Origin of the sequence: Actinoplanes sp. NPDC051513 (assembly GCF_044454685.1) — a bacterium.
In the GTDB taxonomy this organism is placed as follows: domain Bacteria; phylum Actinomycetota; class Actinomycetes; order Mycobacteriales; family Micromonosporaceae; genus Actinoplanes.
Map to the genome: position 1 here is coordinate 44,130 of NZ_JBITDW010000024.1, position 14,707 is coordinate 58,836.

A 14,707-nucleotide genomic window follows, 5' to 3' on the forward strand; every position below is an offset into this window, starting at 1 on the left:
CCGCTCAGCCCTTCGGCACGAACTGCTGGCCACCGTCGATGTCATAGGTCGCGCCGGTCAGCGCGGTGTTGGTCATCAGATGCACGGCCAGCGCGGCGACGTCCACCGGCCCGACCACCCGCCCGATCGGCAGCGTGTCGCGCAGTTGCTGCCGCCGTTTCTCCAGGTCGTCGCCGAGCAGCCGGGCCGACAGCGGCGTGTCCACGAACCCGGCCGCGATCAGGTTGACCCGGATCGGCGCGAGCTCCAGCGCGAGCCCCGCGATCAGCGACGGCTGGGCGTTGGTCATCGCCGAGGTGATGATCAGCCCCGGCGCGACCTGCCGGGCGCCGGTGCCGCCGATGAAGGTCAGCGACCCGCGCACCTTCCCGATCGCCGCCCGCCCGATGTAGAGCGGCAGCGTCAGCTCCATGCCGATGTGCTGCCGCGCGTCCTCGAGGTCGAGATCGGCGAGCAGGCCGTAGTAGGGTCCGCCCGCCGTCACGAAGACATGATCGATCTGACCGGGAAAATCACTGAAAAAGCCTTGCAGCTGTACGGCGTCCGTAGCGTCGAACGCGGCGGTGCGCACCGCGTCCACGTCAGCGGCGGCCTCCTTGAGCCGATCGGGATTCCGGCCCGTGATCACCACCTCGGCGCCCTCGGCGCGGGCGAGCCGGGCGGTCTCCAGGCCCATGCCGGCGCTCCCGCCGATCACGACCACGGTCTGTCCGTCGAGCTTGCTCATTGTCTGACCCCCATCGAGGTAGTGGCGGGAAGGGCGCAGCCGTGGTGCGGTGCGGGCGGGGCGAACCGCGGGGCCTTCACCCGAGCCCGGCGGTCGCTCACGAACACCGCCGTGACCACGGCCGAGAGCACGCAGAACGCCGCGAGCACCAGCATGGCGGGCCGGAAGCCGTCCACGAGGGCGTTCCCGAGATCCCCGCCGCCGGCGCCGATCAGCAGCGGGACGGCCGCGACCGCGAGGACCGCGCCGACCCGGGAGGCGGCGTCGTTGACGGCCGAGGCCTCGCCGAGGTCGGCGTCGTCGACCGCGGCCAGCACGGCGGAAGTCAGCGGGGTCACGGCCAGGCCGAGGCCGAGACCCTGCAGCAGAACTCCGGGAAGGATCGCGGAGGCGTACGTGTCGCCCGCTTGTGCGTTGGAGATCCATGCGAACCCGGCCGCCACCGCGACGATCCCGGCCACCATCAGCCAGCGCGGCCCGATCCTGGGCACCAGGGCGCCGCTGACCGGCGACAGCGCGAGAAAGACGATCGAGTTCGGGATCGCGGCCGCGCCCGCCTCGGCGGCCGAGTAGCCGAGCACCAGCTGCAACTGCAGGACCAGCAGGTAGCCGCCGGCCGCGAGCGCACCGTAGAACAGCACGGTGGTCACGTTGATCGCGTCGAACTGGCGCGACTTGAACAGCGACAGCCGCACCATCGGCGCCTTGACCCGCCGCTCGACCGGGGTGAGCGCGACCAGCCCCGCCACCCCGACGATCCCGGCGATCAGCACGGCCGGGTCGTCCCAGCCCGTCGAGGCGCCCCGGGTCAGGGCGAAGATGACGCCGCCGATGCCGAGGACGGCCAGGATCGCGCCGGCCGCGTCGAGCGAGAGCGGCCGCCGCTCGTCGGCGGCCTCCGGCACCCAGCGCAGCGCGAGCAGGGCCAGCAGGATCAGCGGCACGTTCAGCAGGAAGATCCAGCGCCAGCCGGCGTTGTCGACCAGCCAGCCACCGGCGTACGGGCCGACGGTGGTGCCGATCGTGGCCAGCCCCGCCCAGAGCCCGATGCCGCGCGCCCGGTCGTCGACCCGCAACGTGCCGTTGAGCAGGGCGAGGCTGGTCGGCACGACCATGGCGGCGCCCGCGCCCTGCAGCACCCGGGCCGCGACGAGCACCCCGATCGTCGGCGCCACCGCGCACAGCACCGACGAGCCGAGCATCGCCAGCAGCCCGATGATCAAGATCCGCCGCCGGCCGAAGTGGTCGGCGAGCGCCCCCGAGAGCAGCAGCAGCGCCGCCACGGTGAGCAGGTATCCGGTCAGCGCCCACTGCAGGCCGGCCACCCCGGCGCCCAGGTCACGGCCGATCGCCGGCACCGCGACGTTTACCACGTTCGCGTCGAGGAAGCCGACCATCGACGCCAGGACGGTCGCCGCGATGAGGGCGGCGCCGACCCGGCTGCGCAGCGGCGTGGTGGTCATTTCTTGATCTCGGCCCGGAGCGCCTTGAGCGCCCCCACGAAGATCTCCGAGAATGTCGGGAACGGCTGGATGGTGTCCCGCAGCACGTCGATCGGCACGTGCGCCCGGATCGCGACGGTGGCCTGCTGCAGCCATTCCCCGGCCTCCGGACCGAACGCGTACGCCCCGACGAGGCGCTCCCCGTCGCTGAGCAGCGTGAGGAAGCCGTTCGACTGGGCGTACTCGCGGGTGTAGGTCTCGGTCTTGGCGATCGCGTTCAGCTTCGCCGTCCCGCTGTACGGCGCCTCGGTCGCGCCGACCGCGGCGGCCTGCGGGTCGGTGTAGACCACCCGGGGCACCGCCTCGTAGTTGGCCTCGCGCACCTCGCCGAGGATGTTCGACGCCACGACCTCGCCCTGGTACTTGCCGACGTGGGTGAGCAGGAACTTCCCGGTGGCGTCGCCGACCACCCAGAGGTTCTCGGCGGCGCGCAGCCGGGCGTCGTGCGGGATGCCCTTCGGCCCGCCCTGGATCCCCACCGTCTCCAGGCCCAGGTCGTCGATGCGGATCTTGCGGCCGGTCGCCACCAGCAGACGGTCGCCGCGCAGCTCCCGGCCGTCGTCGAGGACGAGCACGAAGTCGTCGCCGTCGCGGCGGGCCTCGGTCGCCCCCGCGCCCAGAACGATCTCGATACCGTCTCGTCGCAGCACCTCGGCCAGCGCGTCGCCGAGCGCCGCGGGCTCGTTGGAAAGCAGGTGCCGGCCGTGCTGCACCAGCACCACCTCGCCGCCGAAGCGCCGTACCGCCTGCGCCAGCTCGACCCCGACCGGACCGCCGCCGAGCACCAGCAGGCGCCGCGGCACCTCCTTCATCGAGGTGGCCTCGCGGTTGGTCCAGACGCCGTCGAGCCCGGCCAGGCCCGGGACGGGCGGGATCGCCGGATCGGAGCCGGTGGACAGCACGATGTGCTCGGCCGTGTAGCGGACGCCGTCGACCTCGACCGCGCCCGGACCGGCGAGACGGCCGTGCCCGCGGATCAGGTCGACGTTGTTGTCCGTCAGCCAGCGCGCCGCCCCGGCGTCGGTGTAGTCGGACACCATGAAGTCGCGCCAGGCCAGCGCGGCGTCGACGTCGACCTCGGCGGTCGCGGCCGCCTCGCGGGCTTCGTGCACCGCCTCGCCCGGCCGCAGCAGGGTCTTGGACGGGATGCAGGCGTAGTACGAGCACTCGCCGCCGACCAGGCGCTGCTCGACGACGGCGACCCGCAGCCCGCCGTCGACGAGGTCGCCGACGCAGTGCTCACCGGGCGCGCCCGCGCCCAGCACGATCACGTCGTAGTCGGGCATGCTCAGCGGCCCGGGAGACGCGAGGTGATCTCCTGGAGCACCCAGCCGTTGCCGTCCGGGTCGCTGAACGAGGCGAACGACGAGTAGCTCCTGCGCTCCGGGTCGGGCCCGGAGACCCGGCCGTCGGTGCCGGCGTGGTGGAAGACGCCGCCCGCGTCGTGGAACACCTCGCTGATGTCGACGCCCTTGCCGGCCAGCTCCTCGCGGGCCGCCACCACGTCCTCCACCACCAGGTGCAGGCCCTGCGAGCTGCCCGGCGCCGCGTTGCTGAGGCCACTGCCGAAGATCACCGAGGCGAGCGAGCCGGGCGGGGTCAGCTGGATGACGCGGAACTTGTCATCGCTCGCGAAGTCGGCGTCCAGCCGCCAGCCGAGGCCGGTGTAGAACGCCTTGGCCCGGTCGATGTCGGCGACGGGGATGACGATGACCTCGAGTTTGTAGTCCATCTCTCAGAACACCTCGTTCTCGCTCGGTTTGGCGCTGCCCGATCACGCTGCCATGTGCGGACCCGGGTTCGCCCCAGGGAAAAACACTGGTTCGATACCGGGACCGGGCCGCAAGAGTGGGTCCCATGCGATCCGACATCGTTCCCGGCGGGATATTTCCCGACTACGAGCTGCCCGACCACACCGGCGAGACGCGCCGGCTCAGCGAGTTGCAGGGCCGCGACCCGATGATCCTCACCCTGGCCCGCGGCCACTTCTGCCCCAAGGAGCACCAGCAGCACCTGGCGCTGGCCGCCTTCTATCCCAAGATCGCCGTGGCCTACACCCAGATCGTGACGATCGCCACCGACGACCACCACACCATCCAGGAGTTCCGCGCCTCGGTCGGCGCCCAGTGGCCGTTCCTCTCCGACCCCGGGCGCATCGTGCAGCGGGATCTCGACATCCAGGAGTACACCGACCCCGAGCACGACCCGATGGTCCCGTACACCTTGGTGCTCAAGCCGGGGCTGGTCGTGCACACGATCTACAACGGGTACTGGTTCTGGGGGCGGCCCTCGGTCGACGACCTGTGGCTCGACCTGCGGGCGGCGAGCCGGGAGAGCCGGCCGGACTGGGACCTGTCGAAGCCCGGGCTGCGCGAAGCGTGGGAGGCGGGGGACCGGTCGCTGTTCCACGGGTACGACCGGAAGGCACTACTTGAGGGCGGCGCCGCGTAGCTGGCGCCGCGAGCTGATGCCGAGCTTGCCGAAAATCTTGCGCAGGTGCCACTCGACCGTACGCGGGCTGATGAACAGCTGGGCGCCGATCTCGGAGTTCGACAGGCCCTCGCGGGCGAGCCGGGCGATCTGCGCCTCCTGCGCGGTCAGGTCGTTGGCGGATTCGGCATTGCGCTTGCGCACGGTCGCCCCGGTGGCGGCCAGCTCGCGGCGGGCCCGCTCGGCGAAGCCGTCCGCGCCCATGGCCTGGAGCATCTCGAGCGCCCGGGTCAGCTCCGCGCGCGCGTCCACCCGCCGGCTCGCGCGACGCAGCCATTCGCCGTACAGCAGGTGGGCGCGGGCGTGCTCGGCGCGCAGCCGGGTACGCCCGAGCCGCTCGATCGCCTCCCGGAACAGATCCTCGGCGTCGCCCCCCTCGCTGAGCAGAGCCCGGGAACGGGCCTCGACGCCGAGCGCCCAGTCGCTGCCGCTCGCCTTGGCCCGGGCGGTGAGGCGGTCGAGCGCGTCGGCGGCCACGTCGGGGCGGCCCTGCCGGACGGCCGCCTCGACCAGCTCGGGCAGCCCCCAGTTCTGGGCGGCCAGGTCGCGTGGGTCGTCGGTGGCGCGGGCGGCGGCCTCCAGGCCCTCGTCGTACTGGCCGAGACCGTTGCAAAGGACGGCGTGCGCGTAGTGGGCGACCCCGACGGCGATGCCCTCGCCGCGGGCGTGCGCGTCCTGCAGGCCGTCCTCGATCAGCTCGATCGCGTCGCCGGCCCCGCGCCACGCCGCGATCAGCAGCGACCCGTTCGGCTCGACCGGCTTGCCGGTAGCCTCCAGGGCCGACCGGGCCTCGGCGATCAGCGCGGTGGCGGCCCGCAGCTCGCCGCGGAACGCGTACACGTGGATCTGCGAGCCGAGCGCCATCGGCAGGTCGCTGAGGGCGCCCGTTGCACGGGCGAACCGCAGGTTGCGGTCGGCGAGATCGCACCAGTCCTGGTCGTCCCAGAGCTCCAGGGCGAGCACCACGCCCTGCCAGAGCCAGCGGAGCCGTGGTGTCGCCTTGTTGCCGCGCGGCGCTGCGCCCGTTCTGTCGTCGCGAAGGGCGGCCAGCGCCTCCCGGCACAGCGGCACCGCGGTCGCGTAGTCGTCGGCGAGCGCCGCGAACGCTTCCAGCAGCAGGTCGCCGGCCGTGGGCTCGGCGGCGGGCGGTCGCGGCGCGGCCCGGGCCGCCCGGGACACCTCGGCGGTCAGCGCGCCGTCGTTGAGCCGGCCGCCGAACATCGACGCGAGCAGGGCGTCCAGATACGCCTCGCGGGCCGCCCCTAGATCCACCGGCTGCAGGCGGCGGGCCGCGGCCAGCAGCAGCGGCGTCGCCTCCTTGCCCTTGCTGGACGCGAACGCCAGCTGCGCGCGAACCAGATCGATCATGGCGCGCTGCCGCTCGTCGAGCGGGCCGCCCCGGGCGACGGCGAGCATCGCCCGCGCGCCCTCGTACGCGCCGGCCCGCACGTTCGCGAACGCGGCGTCCATCGCCCGGCGCAGCCGGACCTCGGGCGCCGGGGTCAGCTCGGTGGCCCGGGTGAGGAACGCGGCGGCCGCCGCCAGCCCGCCCCGCGACTGCGCCCGGCCCGCCGATAGCTCCAGCTCGGCGGCCACGTCCTCGTCGAGGCCGGCGGTGGCGTGCGCCCGGTGCCAGGCCCGCCGGTCCGGGTCGGCCGCGGCGTCGGTGGCCGCGGCCAGGGCGTGGTGCACGCGATGACGGTCGGCGGTCGGGGCCGTGCGGTAGGCGGCCGAGCGGACCAGCGGGTGGGCGAACTCGACCCGGCCGTGCACCTGGAGCAGCCCGTCGTCGACGGCCGGGATCGCGGCGGCCATCTCGACGCCCAGGGTCTCGGCGGCGCGGTGCAGCAGGACGGGATCGCCGAGCGGCTCGGCCGCGGCGGCGAGCACGAGCAGTCTGGTGTCCGCGGGGAGGCGTGCGAGCCGGCGTACGAAACTCTGTTCTATTCTCCCGGCGACCTGATGGCCGGCCGGAAGGCCGAACCCACCCGCCAGATCGGCCGCCGACCACGTGCGCGGGAGCTCGAGCAGCGCCAGGGGATTGCCGTGGCTCTCCGTCACGATCTGGTCGGCGACCGCCGCGTCCAGCGGTCCGTGCACCCCGCCGAGCAGCAGCCGGCGCGCCTCGCCCTCGTCGAGCCCGCCGATCGTCAGCTCGGGCATGCCGGTCAGGAAGTCGTCGCCCGAGCCGGTGCGCGCCGCGCAGACCAGCGCCACCCGCTCGGCCAGCAGCCGGCGCGCCACGAACGCGAGGACCTGCGCGGACTGCCGGTCGAGCCACTGCGCGTCGTCGACCACGCAGGCCAGCGGCTTCTCCTCGGCGGCCTCGGCGAGCAGCGTGAGGGTGGCCAGGCCGACCATGAGCCGGTCGGGGACCGGGCCGGCGGCCAGCCCGAACACCGTGGCGAGCGCGTCGCGCTGCGGCCCGGGCAGCCGGTCGAGGTGACCGAGCAGGGGCGAGCAGAGCTGCTGGAGCGCGCTGTAGGCCAGCTCCATCTCGGACTCGACGCCGACCGCCGAGGCGACCTGCCAGGTTTTCAGACGATTTGTCAGGTGCCCGAGCAGGGCGCTCTTACCGGCGCCGGCATCGCCGCGCAGCACCAGGACACGGCTGTCCCCGCCGGCCACCTGATCGGCCAGCCGGTCCAGCGTCGCGCACTCCCGCGCACGGCCCAGCAAACCCATACCGCCCCCACGTGCGATTCTCGCCGGTCCCGACGGCGCGCGGGGGTGCTACTTGTGTGTGCTGGCGCACGTCATCTGATTCGCTTGTACTCCACCTCGGGCCGGCCGGGGCCGCCGTAGCGCGGGCTGCGCACCACCTGGCCGGTCTCGGCGAGGTGCTCGAGGTAGCGCCGGGCGGTCACTCGCGACGCACCCATCCGCGCGCCGACCTCGGCCGCCGACAGCCCCAGCGTCGCCGCCCGCAGCACCCCCAGCACCAGGTCGAGCGTGGACTGGTCGAGACCCTTGGGCAGACTGTCGCTGTCCGGCGCGCCGCGCAGGGCGGCGAACGCGCGGTCGATCTCGTGCTGGGCCGCGACCGGCTCGGCCCCGAGCACCTGGCTGCGGTACCGGGCGTAGCCGAGCAGCTTCTCCCGGAATGTCGCGAACGTGAAGGGTTTCAGCAAGTAGTGGGTGACGCCGAGGGAGACCGCCGAGCGGACCACGGCCAGGTCGCGGGCCGAGGTGACGACCAGCACGTCGGTGCCGATCCCGGCCGCGCGCAGCTGGCGGCACAGCTCGAGCCCGTTGAGGTCGGGCAGGTTGAGATCGAGCAGCACCAGGTCGACCGGGTTGGCGCGCATCGCGGCCATCGCGCGCTGTGCGGTGTGCGCGACAGCGACCACTTCAAAACCGTCAACCCGTTCCGTGTACGCGGCATGCGCCTCCGCGATGATGGCGTCGTCCTCGACCACGAGGACGCGGATGGCCGTCACACCGGCACCGGAAGCCGGATCGCGACGACCGCGCCGCCGCCGGGCCGCTCGGCGACGGTGTAGCTGCCGCCGTGCCGGTCGGCCACCTGCCGCACCAGCGACAGGCCGACACCCCGGCCGTTCTCCTTGGTGGACCAGCCCCGCTGGAACGCCGCGCGCACGTCGCGCGCCGGCAGCCCGGGGCCGCTGTCGCTGACCTTCACCAGCACCTCGCCGTCCTCCTCGACCACCAGCACCGTCACCGTCCGCGGCGGGTCGGTGCCGGCCACCGCCTCGAGAGCGTTGTCCACCAGGTTGCCGACGACCGTGAGCAGGTCGCGGCTCGGCAGCCGATCGCCGTCCAGGCGGGAAGCATCATCCACGATCAATTGGACTCCGCGCTCGGCCGCCTGTGCCGACTTGCCGAGCAGCAGGGCCGCCAGGGCCGGCTCGTCGAGCGCGCCGACCACCTGATCGGTGAGCTGCTGCGCGTACGCAAGCTCGGCGGTGGCCAGCCGCACGGCCTCGTCGGTGCGGCCCAGCTCGACCATGGTGAGCACGGTGTGCAGGCGGTTCGCGGCCTCGTGCGCCTGCGCCCGCAGCGCCTCGGTGAGCCCGCGCACCGAGTCGAGCTCGCCGGTCAGCGCCCGCAGCTCGGTGTGGTCGCGCAGCGTCAGAACCGTGCCGACGACGTGGCCCTGCGAGCGGATCTGCCGCTGGTTGGCCACCAGCACGCGGTCGCCGACCAGGACCGGCTCGTCGGCCGCGGTGTCCCCGCTCGTCAGCAGCGCCGAGATCTCCGGCGGCAAGGGATCCTCGTTCGACGTCAGCCTTCGCGCCTCGTCGTTGACCAGCGTGACCCGGCCTTCGCGGTCGACCACCACCAGGCCCTCACGCACCGAGTGGAGCACGGCGTCGTGGTACTCGTACATTCTGGTCATCTCGGCCGGGCCGAGGCCGTGGGTCTGGCGGCGCAGGCGACGGTTGAGCAGCCACGACCCGGCCGCTGCCAGCAGCAGGGCGAGCACGGTCGGAACAGCCACGGCCCGGGCGCGACTCAGCAGCTTCTGGTTGATCGCGTCGGTCGTGATGCCGACGGAGACCAGGGCGATGACGTTTCCGGCCTCATCGCGTACGGGAACGACGGTGCGCACCGACTCGCCCAGCGTGCCGGTGTGCGTCTCGGTGACCGTGCCGCCCGCGAGGGCGTCGTCGATGGTCCCGATGAACGGCTGGCCGATCATCGACCCCGTGGGATGCGTGAAGCGGGTGCGGTCGGTCGCCATCACCACGATGAAGTCGGTGTGCGTGGCGTGCCGGATCGACTCGGCGTACGGCTCCAGCACTGTGGACGGGTTCGGCCGGCGGACGGCGTCGACCACCGTGGGGGCGCGGGCGACGGCCTCGGCGATCCCCTTGACCTGGTCGATCGCGGCCTGCTCGGCGTCGTCGCGGGCGAGCAGGACCGCGCCGGCCGTGCCGATCGCGACGAGCAGGGTCACGACCAGCGCCTGCAGCACGAAGAGCTGCCGGGCGATGCTCCACTGCATCTCCGGACCGTGTCGAACTGGCGACCAAAATGAACGCAAGCGTGCCCCTCGGGTGAGACGTAGGACACATTCTGCGTCATGGAGACCCAGACGCCCTCCCCGCGGGTCAGGCGGGACCGTACACATTTCCTCTATCTGGCGGTGATCGTGGCCGTCCTCGCCGGAATCGTCGTCGGCCTCGTGTTCCCGGACCTCGGCGTCGACCTCAAACCGCTGGGCACCGGCTTCGTGAAGCTCATCCAGATGATGATCGCCCCGGTCATCTTCTGCACGATCGTGCTCGGCGTGGGCTCGATCCGCCAGGCCGCCAAGGTCGGCCGGGTCGGCGGCCTCGCGCTCGGCTACTTCCTCATCATGTCGACGGTCGCGCTCGCGATCGGCCTGGTGGTCGGCAACATCATCCACCCCGGCGCCGGCCTGCACCTCAACGACACGATCGCCGCGGCCGGCCAGAAGGCGGTCGGCGACACCGCCTCGGAGGGCACCGCCGACTACATCCTCGGCATCATCCCGACGTCGCTGTTCTCGGCGCTGACCGAGGGCGAGGTCCTGCAGGCGCTGCTGGTGGCGCTGCTGGTCGGCTTCGCGGTGCAGGCGCTGGGCCGCCGCGGCGAGCCGGTGCTGCGCGCCGTCGAGATCACCCAGCGCGTCGTCTTCAAGATCCTCGCCATGATCATGTGGCTGGCGCCCATCGGCGCCTTCGGCGCGATCGCCGCCGTGGTCGGCGCCACCGGCGTGGACGCGCTCAAGAGCCTCGCCCAGATCATGCTCGGCTTCTACATCACCTGCGCGATCTTCGTCTTCGGCATCCTCGGCGCGATCCTCTGGACGTTCGCCCGGGTGAACATCCTGCTGCTGCTCCGCTACCTGGCCCGGGAGTTCCTGCTGATCCTCTCGACGTCGTCGTCGGAGACGGCCTTCCCGCGCCTGATCGCCAAGATGGAGCACCTGGGCGTCAGCAAGCCGGTCGTCGGCATCACCGTGCCGACGGGCTACTCCTTCAACCTGGACGGCACGGCGATCTACCTGACGATGGCCTCGCTGTTCATCGCCGACGCCCTGGGTGACCCGCTCTCGGTCAGCGAGCAGATCTCCCTGCTGGTCTTCATGATCATCGCCTCGAAGGGGGCGGCCGGCGTGACCGGCGCCGGCCTGGCGACGCTGGCCGGCGGCCTCCAGAGCCACCGCCCCGACCTGGTCGACGGCGTGGGCCTGATCGTCGGCATCGACCGCTTCATGTCCGAGGCGCGGGCCCTGACCAACTTCGCCGGCAACGCGGTGGCCACCGTCCTGATCGGCACGTGGACCGGCGAGATCGACCGCACCCGGGTCGGCCTCGTCCTGGCCGGCGACATCCCCTTCGACGAGTCCACGATGCTCGACGACGACGAACCCGACGCGGATTCCGCCGGCCAGGCCGCACCGCGTGGCGCGGAGGCGACGGCGTCATCGGGTTCGCCCAAGCCCGGCGACGCCTGAAGGCGTCGCTTCCCCGCGCGGCCGGCCGCCTCACCGCCAGGAGCGCGGCCGGCCCGCCCGCCCCGATCCGTCCCCCGTCCGGCCCGGCTGCTCATGCCCTCGAGTAGCAGGGTCGCTTGCGTTCACGCCTCGGCGTCGTCGCCGGTTCGGGCGCGGTGGTAGTGGCGGCGGGCCTTCAGCTTGTTGCCGCAGGTGGCCATCGAGCACCAGCGGGCGCTGTTGGACTTGCTGCGGTCGATCAGGAACAGGGCGCACTCGTCGTTGGCGCACGCGCGCAGCCGGCCGGGCCGGTGGCGGCGCAGGTCGTCCCAGGCGATCACCGCGTCGACCAGGACCGCGCGGGCGCCGTGCAGGTCGACCGTCCAGTCCAGGCCCTCGGGGGTGATCGACGGGCGGGACACGACGCCGTCCAGCAGGGGGGAGAGCGCCCTCGGCGGTAGATCGCCACGCACCACGGCCTGGAGCAGATCGCGACCCGCGCGCAGCACCGCGGCGTCCTCGGCCCGCGCCGGGATCTTGTGGGCACGAAGCCACCGCCGGGCCGACTCCTCGTCGGCCAGCTCGTCGGCGGGTGTGCCGGCGATCACCGGACTGCTGTTGAGCAGCGCCAGCAGGGCGTTCTCGTCCGCCGCCATATCTAACCTCCAAAGCTCGCTTGACAGGTTACACGAGCGAATGGCACGGTGCTAACCGTCAAAAAGCTTCAAGGGGGTTATGTCATGACCGAGGTTCACTACCGTTACGCGACGGTCGACGGGCGCCGGCTCTTCTATCGGGAGGCGGGCGATCCGGGAAAACCGGCGATCGTGCTGCTGCACGGGTTTCCGACGAGCTCGTTCATGTTTCGCGAGCTGATTCCGCGGCTGGCGGACGACTTCCGCGTGATCGCGCCCGACCACCTCGGGTTCGGGCTGTCCGACGCCCCGGCGGCGGACGAGTTCGCGTACACATTCGACGCGCTCACCGGCCTCACCGCCGGGTTGCTCGCCCAGCTCGGCGTCGAGCGATACGCGATCTACGTGCAGGACTACGGCGCGCCCGTCGGGTGGCGGCTCGCGCTGCGCGACCCCGGCAAGGTCACGGCGATCGTCACGCAGAACGGCAACGCGTACGAGGCCGGTTTCGTCCCCGATTTCTGGGCGGGCGTCTGGGCGTACCACAAGGACCGCAACCCGGAGACGGAGGCCGCCATGCGGCAGGCCCTGACCCGCGAGGGCATCCGCTGGCAGTACCTGACCGGGGTGCCCGACGAGACGCTGATCGACCCGACCGCCTGGGAGCACGACTTCGCGCTGGTCTCGCGGCCGGGCAACGACGCCGTGCAGCTCGATCTGTTCAGCGACTACGCCACCAACCCGCCGCTCTATCCGCGGCTGCACGAGTACTTCCGCCAGTCGCAGGTGCCGCTCCTCGCGGTCTGGGGAAAGGGCGACCAGATCTTCGGGCCCGACGGCGCCCGGGCGTTCGCGACGGACCTGACCGACGCCGAGATCCACCTGCTCGACGGCGGCCACTTCCTGCTCGAGTCGGCCGTCGGCGAGGTGGCCGAGCTGATGCGAAACTTTCTCGCGAAACACCCTTGGTAAACATGTCTGCGCGGGTTTAGATATCCGCGGAGGTCGATGAATATGGTCGCGCGCGCGTTGGTCGTACCCCTGCTGCTTGCTCTTGTCGTGCCGCTGAGCGCGACGGTCCCCGCCGAAGCCGCACCCACCGCCCAGGCCGACGCGGGGTTCGCGCCACCACTGAGCACGCGCGGGCGGTACATAGTGGACGCCAAGGGGGTGCGGTTCAAGCTGCGCTCCGGGAACTGGCACGGCGCGAGCGGCACCTGGAACGGCAGCGGTGACGTCGACGACGACGCGAACCATCACGCCGGAGAGAATTCCCACCGCGTCCCGATGGGCCTGGACCGGGCGCCGCTCGCCGAGATCGTGGCCAGTTTCCGGGAGATCGGGCTCAACAGCGTGCGGCTGCAGTTCTCCGACGAGATGCTCGGTGACACGCAGGCGGTGACCGACGCCGCCGTCGCGGCGAATCCGCAGCTGCGGGGGAAGACGCCGCTCCAGGTGTACGACGAGGTCGTCGCGGCCCTGACCGGCGCGGGGCTCGCGGTGATCCTCAACAACCACACCAACACGACCCGGTGGTGTTGTGGCGTCGACGGGAACGAGCGGTGGAACTCCGGCCAGTCGGCCCAGCAGTGGGAGGAGAACTGGCTGGCGATGGTCCGGCGCTACCGGGACAACCCCCGCGTCGTGGGGGCCGACCTCTACAACGAGGTGCGCCGCGACGTGTGGGACGACCCGAACTGGGGCAGCGGCGACGCGCACGACTGGTTCGCGGCCTCGCAGCACCTCGGCGACCGGATCCTGCGCGAGGCCAACCCCAACCTGCTGATCATCGTGGAGGGGATCAACTGGACGGGGATCCCGGTCGACGGATTCGCGCACGGGCGGCCCACGCTGACGCCGGCGCGGTGGCTGTCGCACACGCTCGTCACGTCCGGCAAGCTGGTCTACTCGGCCCACTTCTACGACTACACCGGGCCGAATCACAGCGGGGCCACCGGGATCGGGGAGACCAGCGACCCGCGGTACCGCGACTTCAGCCGGGACGAGTTGTTCGACGTGCTCTACCGGGACGCGTTCTTCGTCTCCGCGGAACAGGGGCAGCATTTCACGGCGCCGGTGTGGATCAGCGAGTTCGGCGTGGACGGGAGCTCGGCGGCCGGGTCGGCGCAGCGGGTGTGGTTCGCCAACTTCGCCGACTACCTGATCCAGGCCGACGCGGACTTCGCGTACTGGCCGGTGGTGGGCTGGTCGGAGACGCGCGGCGGCAACAACTGGGCGCTGCTGTTCTGGGACCGCGACGGGCACCGCGCGACCGGCGACGCCTGGCGGGCCGAGATCTGGAACCGCCTCATCGGGAGCGCGGGCCGCACCGGCGTGGTCGAGCCGGTGACGCGCTGGTCGATGCTCAGCCCCGACCACGGCGACTTCGTCCAGTCCGCGGCGATGCGGGACCGCCCCGACTGGGATTCGGGGGCGCGCAAGGCGGCCTGCCCGGACGGGCAGCGCCTCGCCGGCCTGGCGCACACCGGCAACCGGGGGCTGTGCACCGATCTCGCCGCCACGGTGACCGGGTACGAGGTCGTGAAGGACGAGCGGTACGTCACCACCGACTGGGCCTCCGGCTACAGCAAGCTCCAATGCCCGCCCGGGGCGTACGTCGTCGGCTATGCGGTGCGGAGCGCGGCCATGTCGAGCGTGCTGTGCGCGGCCGCGGCCGCACCGCAGAATCCGGGCCGCACGTTGTGGTTCGACCGCGGCGACAACCGGCCGGCGGGCAACCCCGGCGGCGACTTCGCCACCGGAAACCACAAAGGACAGTGCGCGGCCGGCGAGTATGTGGCCGGCGTCGCGTACACGGGCCGCATCGGCAAGTCCCGCACGCCCGACGCCCTGTATTGCAGGTGAACACACGCTCGGCCCGGCCGGGGTGAAGAAAAGTTTCCCGGAGCTGTCGTTTCCGGTCCGT

The 14,707-nt window shown here is 72.2% G+C and carries 12 protein-coding genes; 4 read left to right on the forward strand and 8 right to left on the reverse strand.

Going from position 1 to position 14,707, the window contains the following annotated elements:
• Positions 1–4: 4 nt before the first annotated feature.
• The 4 genes from ACIA5D_RS41760 to ACIA5D_RS41775 are packed head-to-tail and all read right to left on the reverse strand — an operon-like array spanning position 5 to position 3,961.
• On the reverse strand, positions 5–727 hold the full coding sequence (locus tag ACIA5D_RS41760) for an SDR family oxidoreductase (protein WP_396036117.1): 723 nt from the start codon (positions 725–727) through the stop codon (positions 5–7).
• A complete protein-coding gene (locus tag ACIA5D_RS41765) occupies positions 724–2,190 on the reverse strand; it encodes a DHA2 family efflux MFS transporter permease subunit (protein WP_396036118.1) in 1,467 nt (488 codons plus the stop codon). Before ACIA5D_RS41765 ends, ACIA5D_RS41760 begins: the two co-directional genes overlap by 4 nt.
• Positions 2,187–3,515, reverse strand: a complete 1,329-nt coding sequence (locus ACIA5D_RS41770; protein ID WP_396036120.1) for a dihydrolipoyl dehydrogenase family protein — start codon at positions 3,513–3,515, stop codon at positions 2,187–2,189. Before ACIA5D_RS41770 ends, ACIA5D_RS41765 begins: the two co-directional genes overlap by 4 nt.
• Before the next feature lie 2 nt (positions 3,516–3,517).
• A complete protein-coding gene (locus ACIA5D_RS41775; protein WP_396036121.1) occupies positions 3,518–3,961 on the reverse strand; it encodes a VOC family protein in 444 nt (147 codons plus the stop codon).
• Positions 3,962–4,086: 125 nt separating this feature from the next.
• Between ACIA5D_RS41775 and ACIA5D_RS41780 the strand changes: the two genes are divergently transcribed.
• The gene (locus tag ACIA5D_RS41780; protein WP_396036122.1) at positions 4,087–4,680 is read left to right on the forward strand and encodes a redoxin domain-containing protein; all 594 of its coding nucleotides are present in this window, start codon (positions 4,087–4,089) and stop codon (positions 4,678–4,680) included.
• Here the strand turns inward: ACIA5D_RS41780 and ACIA5D_RS41785 are convergent.
• From ACIA5D_RS41785 to ACIA5D_RS41795, 3 genes are all read right to left on the reverse strand, one after another.
• Positions 4,657–7,404 (reverse strand): AAA family ATPase, encoded by a 2,748-nt coding sequence (locus ACIA5D_RS41785; RefSeq protein WP_396036123.1) that lies wholly within the window; start codon positions 7,402–7,404, stop codon positions 4,657–4,659. The two genes, ACIA5D_RS41780 and ACIA5D_RS41785, sit on opposite strands and share 24 nt — an antisense overlap.
• Before the next feature lie 71 nt (positions 7,405–7,475).
• The gene (locus tag ACIA5D_RS41790; protein WP_396036124.1) at positions 7,476–8,159 is read right to left on the reverse strand and encodes a response regulator; all 684 of its coding nucleotides are present in this window, start codon (positions 8,157–8,159) and stop codon (positions 7,476–7,478) included.
• Positions 8,156–9,688, reverse strand: a complete 1,533-nt coding sequence (locus tag ACIA5D_RS41795) for an ATP-binding protein (protein ID WP_396036126.1) — start codon at positions 9,686–9,688, stop codon at positions 8,156–8,158. Before ACIA5D_RS41795 ends, ACIA5D_RS41790 begins: the two co-directional genes overlap by 4 nt.
• A gap of 78 nt (positions 9,689–9,766) precedes the next feature.
• Here ACIA5D_RS41795 and ACIA5D_RS41800 point away from each other — a divergent pair, with 78 nt between their 5' ends.
• Positions 9,767–11,167, forward strand: a complete 1,401-nt coding sequence (locus ACIA5D_RS41800) for a cation:dicarboxylate symporter family transporter (RefSeq protein WP_396036127.1) — start codon at positions 9,767–9,769, stop codon at positions 11,165–11,167.
• A gap of 122 nt (positions 11,168–11,289) precedes the next feature.
• Here the strand turns inward: ACIA5D_RS41800 and ACIA5D_RS41805 are convergent, their stop codons facing one another.
• On the reverse strand, positions 11,290–11,802 hold the full coding sequence (locus ACIA5D_RS41805) for a CGNR zinc finger domain-containing protein (RefSeq protein ID WP_396036129.1): 513 nt from the start codon (positions 11,800–11,802) through the stop codon (positions 11,290–11,292).
• Between the two features lie 84 nt (positions 11,803–11,886).
• Between ACIA5D_RS41805 and ACIA5D_RS41810 the strand changes: the two genes are divergently transcribed.
• Together ACIA5D_RS41810 and ACIA5D_RS41815 are read left to right on the forward strand one after the other, a co-directional pair.
• Entirely contained in the window at positions 11,887–12,753 is an 867-nt protein-coding gene (locus tag ACIA5D_RS41810; protein WP_396036131.1) for an alpha/beta fold hydrolase, read from the forward strand.
• A gap of 36 nt (positions 12,754–12,789) precedes the next feature.
• Complete coding sequence (locus ACIA5D_RS41815; RefSeq protein WP_396036133.1) at positions 12,790–14,646, forward strand: glycoside hydrolase family 5 protein; 1,857 nt, start codon at positions 12,790–12,792, stop codon at positions 14,644–14,646.
• The last annotated feature ends 61 nt before the right edge of the window (positions 14,647–14,707 follow it).